6 protein-coding genes are annotated in these 4,929 nt (G+C 26.6%); 2 read left to right on the top strand and 4 right to left on the bottom strand.

Annotation, left to right across the window (positions count from 1 at the left end):
* The first annotated feature begins 92 nt into the window (after positions 1–92).
* Positions 93–914, top strand: a complete 822-nt coding sequence (locus NSA58_RS16160) for a peptidylprolyl isomerase (RefSeq protein WP_242842770.1) — start codon at positions 93–95, stop codon at positions 912–914.
* 70 nt (positions 915–984) lie between these two features.
* Here the strand turns inward: NSA58_RS16160 and NSA58_RS16155 are convergent, their stop codons facing one another.
* Positions 985–1,467: an Lrp/AsnC family transcriptional regulator gene (locus tag NSA58_RS16155; RefSeq protein ID WP_052233142.1), complete on the bottom strand. Its 483-nt coding sequence runs from the start codon at positions 1,465–1,467 to the stop codon at positions 985–987.
* A gap of 474 nt (positions 1,468–1,941) precedes the next feature.
* Positions 1,942–2,367, bottom strand: a complete 426-nt coding sequence (locus tag NSA58_RS16150) for a CBS domain-containing protein (protein WP_039681189.1) — start codon at positions 2,365–2,367, stop codon at positions 1,942–1,944.
* 149 nt (positions 2,368–2,516) lie between these two features.
* Between NSA58_RS16150 and NSA58_RS16145 the strand changes: the two genes are divergently transcribed.
* On the top strand, positions 2,517–3,278 hold the full coding sequence (locus tag NSA58_RS16145) for a hypothetical protein (protein WP_074078647.1): 762 nt from the start codon (positions 2,517–2,519) through the stop codon (positions 3,276–3,278).
* A 105-nt stretch (positions 3,279–3,383) separates the two neighbouring features.
* Here NSA58_RS16145 and NSA58_RS16140 read toward each other — a convergent pair whose 3' ends face one another.
* A complete protein-coding gene (locus tag NSA58_RS16140; protein WP_018589602.1) occupies positions 3,384–3,584 on the bottom strand; it encodes a cold-shock protein in 201 nt (66 codons plus the stop codon).
* Positions 3,585–3,728: 144 nt separating this feature from the next.
* Complete coding sequence (locus tag NSA58_RS16135; RefSeq protein WP_052232870.1) at positions 3,729–4,883, bottom strand: amidase domain-containing protein; 1,155 nt, start codon at positions 4,881–4,883, stop codon at positions 3,729–3,731.
* Positions 4,884–4,929 lie beyond the last annotated feature (46 nt).

Genomic DNA, 4,929 nt, shown 5'->3' with positions numbered 1-4,929 from the left:
ATCTATTAGTGCAGTGTTATTATTAGTAATAAGCATATGTTATTAATTACCATATATTTATCTTAGGAAATATTAGACATAGTTTATATTTTTTGGTATTATTTATACTGAAAGTTATTATAAAATCTCAAGGGTGCAAAGGAGTAACTAACAATATGGAAAAGAAAATATTAGCCAAAGTTGGAGAAAAAGAAATATCTAACTTAGACGTTCAAAGTGCAATTCAAGGACTTGATCCTTATCAAGCACAACAATTCCAAACTGAAGAAGGTCAAAAATATGTATTAGAAGATTTAATAAATCAAGAATTATTATACATGTATGCAAAAGATAATAAAATAGACCAAGATGAAGACTTCAGAAATGAAATGAAAAGAGTTGAAGAAAATGTATTAAAACAATACGTTATCAACAAAATATTAACTAGCGTTCAATTAACAGAAGAAGAAAAAAAAGCTTTCTTTGAAGCTCAAAAACAAAACTTCTCTAAGCCAGAAACTGCTTCAGCTAAACATATATTAGTTGACAACGAAGAAAAAGCAAATGATATATTAGGTAAAATAAATACTGGTGAAATATCCTTTGAAGATGCAGCTAAAGAACATTCTACTTGTCCATCAAAAGATGCTGGTGGAGATTTAGGTTCTTTTGGAAGAGGACAAATGGTTCCAGAATTCGAAGAAGCTGTATTCAATATGAATAAAGGTGAAGTAAGTGGACCTGTTAAAACTCAATTTGGATATCACTTAATCAAATTAGAAGATAAAAAAGAAAGTACTGTACCTACATATGATGAAGTTTCTGAAGAAGTAGGTAGAACTTTATTATACCAAAAACAAGGTGAAGTTTACCAACAAAAACTAAACGAAGTTAAGGCTAAATTCCCTAACTCTGTTGAATACATGAATAAATAAATTAATTAATAAAAAATATAAAAGATTTACAACCAAAACAGCCCTTAGGTAATCTAAGAGCTGTTTTTAATTATATAAATATTCCATTACTTTTATATTTTTTAGTTATTAAATTAAAATTAACTTCTGTAACCCCTTTAATTTTATATACTTCTTCAAATATAAAATTATTAAGCTCCTCAAAATCTTTAACATATCCATGAACGTGCAATTCATTTTTACCTGTCGTAGCATATACTGATTCTATTTGTGGATGTTTGCAAAGTTCACTTGCAACATAATCTATTTCACTTGGTATTGCAGCTATTTGTAAAAATACAGCTGTATTAAGCCCTACCTTAGGTGAGTTAAGCTGTACTGTAAATTTTTCAATTATTCCTTCTTCAGTCATTTTCATAACTCTTTCTCTTACAGCCATACGAGATAGATGTACTTCTCTAGCTATTTCTGCATAAGATACTCTACAATCATTCGCCAATAGGCTTAGTATGTCCATGTCAATCTTATTTAATTTCAAGCCAATTTTATTAAAGTTCAAAGTATCTTCTTTCATAAAATCAACACCTCCCCTTTACAGTCAATTATATCATCATAAAATAAGGGTGTATACATAATTTACCATTTATTGTAGATTTTTGTATAATTTTTTAATATTATATATTATTAAAAAATTTGATTCACTCATATCGCAAAAATTGAGAAGCATGTCATCAATGATATATCCTCGTTACCATTTTGAGCAACTGCGTGAGCCCTATAAAATCTCATATAAATCTGTTACTCAAATGATATTCCTTCATTTTGCCTTAAGCTACTTTGTGGTATCTATGAAATTCCAAGTACCTATGTTGCTCAAAAGTAACTTTTTTACCTATCTACATTCATTAATATTGCTTAGTTTTACAAATTATTTACAAATTTGAGAGAAATATAATTATCCTTGTATGTAAAAAAATAGATAGACTCTTGTTTAGTCTATCTATTCTTCATAAAAATCTAAGCCTTTTATTATTAATTATTGAAATGTTTATATTTTTACAGTTTTATGTATTTTGTCATAACAATATTCAATAATCTCTTTTCTTTTTATTATTCCAATAAAAGTTTTATGGTCATCAATAACCGGAACAAAGTTTTGATTTCTAGCCTTTGATATCAAATCTTCTATATTGGCCTCCACAGATACGGGTGTATTATCCTTTCTTCTTTTTATCGTACTAATTGGCATATCTTCCAATGCTTTAAAATCTAATGTTTTTTCTTGAAAATTGTCTTTTAATGTCCACAACAAGTCGCCTTCTGTTATAGTTCCTACATATTTCCCATCTCGAGTCAATATAGGTATAGATGAATATTTATGATACTCCATCTTTTCTAGAGTTTGTCTCAATGTATAGTCTTCATAAATAAAAGCCACTTCACTTTTTGGTGTTAAGAAAAACAAAATATTCATTAACATTACACCTCCAAAATTAACTAGCTAATTATAAAAGGATTTCCCTCACTATTAATTTTATCATATTTACATCATAATTCAAATTTATATTTTCAAATTCAATTTAAAGGGTATAAATAAATTATTAACATTTTTGGAGGCATAAAATGAATTATCAATTAGAATTAAGAAATTACTTAAATAAAATATATAACGAGAAAATTTATCAAATCCTAGTAAAAGAAGATTTACCAAAATTGAAAAACATGAACTTAGATGAAATTAAATCTTTAATATGCTCAAAAGAAGTTTATTTAGGTAGTGATTTAGACGAGTATATTATAAATTTGATTCCAGAAGGATTTAATGGCTATCTTTTAAGAAAAACTATTTCAAAAAACCATAATCTTACTCATCCTTTGCTTTATAACGAAAAAGGTGAACCACTAAAAGATTATACCCATAATAATTTTACTACCACTTTTTGGAGAGACTTTACTAATGAAACTTTTATAAATGATTTAAATAGTAAGTTTAGTAATAAAGATTTTTATGATTATGTAGACAAAAACTTTGATTCAATATATATAAATTTGATTAACAAAATTGAAATTTTCAAAAGTGAAAATATTATTACAATACCTTATAATGAAAATAATTTAGTTAATGCTGTAAAAGAAATGATTATAAATAAGAAATTAGATTTTTCTTATGCCTTTTCTTTTGTAGATATGAATAAGTTGAGAGAAGAAATGGAAAACCTTGCTATTGATCTTTCTTTCTATGATGAATTTGATAAATTGGAAGATGATCTAGAAGAGTGTTTAAATAAGTTTTTCAAGTACAACGATAAAGAGTTATATGATTTATTAATCAATAAAGAAAACTTTACTTTAATAGATGGCAATAAATTAGTTAAGATAATTTAATTTATACAGAAAAAAAGCCACTTTAATAGGTGGCTTTTCTTTCACATATGACTAGATATTACTAATATTTCGTTACTAATTAATACTAATATATATGAATTTTAATTATATTCTTACTACGTTAGCAGCTTGAGGACCTTTTGCTCCTTCAACTACGTCGAATTCTACATTTTGTCCTTCTTCTAATGATTTGTATCCATCACCTTGTATAGCTGAGAAATGTACGAAAACATCTCCTTCACCTTCTACAGATATAAATCCAAATCCTTTTTCGTTGTTAAACCATTTTACTACACCAGTTTTCATTTAATTAAATCCTCCTAAAAACACACTTTTAATTTAGCTGCTTAAAAATGCAACTCTAACATAATTTTAACATATATACATAGTTTTGTCAAACTTGATTGTTTATATACTACGTTTATAATTTTTTTAATATATGATATTTTTTTAATAATTCACTTTAATAAAATGGAATCTAATGGCCTTATCACTCCATCCTAGATCCCATGGAACTAGTAGTCTATCTGTATTATGACAGGTTACTAAAGGGTATCCCTTTGAGTCAAATCCTGTGACGGTTGATACATGAGTTATCCTTCCTTTTTTCTCATATCCAACAAAGTCTCCAGGTCTCAAATTATAAGCTTCTCTATAGACTTCTTCGTAACTTCCCTTAGAAATATAACTTCCTCGTCCACTATTCACTATATAGTTTTTAAATCCTTGAGCATTTACCCAAGCTTTTGTAGCATTTCCATTTTCATAATTCCAAATTGCATTTTTATTAAATTTACCACTTTCATACATTATTTGTGATGCAAAATTAGCACAATCTCCACCATCACAATTAAAATCACGATATTTTGTATTAAATTTTAATCCAAATTCTTCATCAGCTGCTGCTCCACAATATCTATGTGCATACTCTATAGCCTTTTCTTGCTCTTTTGTGAGTTCTGGATGAATTTCTTCATGATTTATAATATAGTTTTTAATATCATCAGATTTAATATTTTCTAAATTTAAAGAATCAGCAAATGGATCTGTATACCATTCTTTTGTAATTATATATTTGTCATCTTTTATTTTCACATGAAGATAATGATATGTACCTATTCTGAACATATTTATTTTCTTAGGATCATTTTCATAAGAATATTTATATTCTGTAGATACATCACAAATAATGCCGTATAGATTTTTTTCTCTTTCTCTCATTTTTTTTATTTTAACTTTTGTCTTTATATTATTGAAACTTACACCTTGTTTGCTTGACCAATTTTCTAGATACTTCATTTTTTTCACTTCTTGTTCATATGCCCAAAGACCGAACTTTATATCCGTATCATAAAGCCCTTTTAGTATATCCGCATTTTTATCTAAAATTGCTTTATTTCTATAATCAAAAAGATTTTCCAAAAGTACAGTATATTGTTCACTTATCTCTTTAGGATTTTCACCCTTATCTTTATAAACTTCTCTAACTAAAGCTTCTTCCTCACTCATATTATTAGGTTTATAATTAAATATTAAAGCAAAAAATAAAACTAATAATGAAGATAATAAAATATACTTAATGTACTTATTTTTACTTACCTTCAAGCATTACACCTCCCAATAGAAAGTACTTCTATTTTTAATTTAGTTT

The sequence above is a fragment of the Terrisporobacter muris genome (genome assembly GCF_024621905.1).
Classification (GTDB): domain Bacteria; phylum Bacillota; class Clostridia; order Peptostreptococcales; family Peptostreptococcaceae; genus Terrisporobacter; species Terrisporobacter muris.
Note: the sequence above shows the minus strand (reverse complement) of the source record. Positions and strands in the feature narration are given on the sequence as shown.

Excerpts from the sequence above, each read along its gene's own strand:
- NSA58_RS16155 (WP_052233142.1), bottom strand. The coding sequence starts at position 1,467 with ATGAAAGAAGATACTTTGAACTTTAATAAAATTGGCTTGAAATTAAAT.
- NSA58_RS16150 (WP_039681189.1), bottom strand. The coding sequence starts at position 2,367 with ATGAATATTTTGTTTTTCTTAACACCAAAAAGTGAAGTGGCTTTTATT.
- NSA58_RS16145 (WP_074078647.1), top strand. The coding sequence starts at position 2,517 with ATGAATTATCAATTAGAATTAAGAAATTACTTAAATAAAATATATAAC.
- NSA58_RS16140 (WP_018589602.1), bottom strand. The coding sequence starts at position 3,584 with ATGAAAACTGGTGTAGTAAAATGGTTTAACAACGAAAAAGGATTTGGA.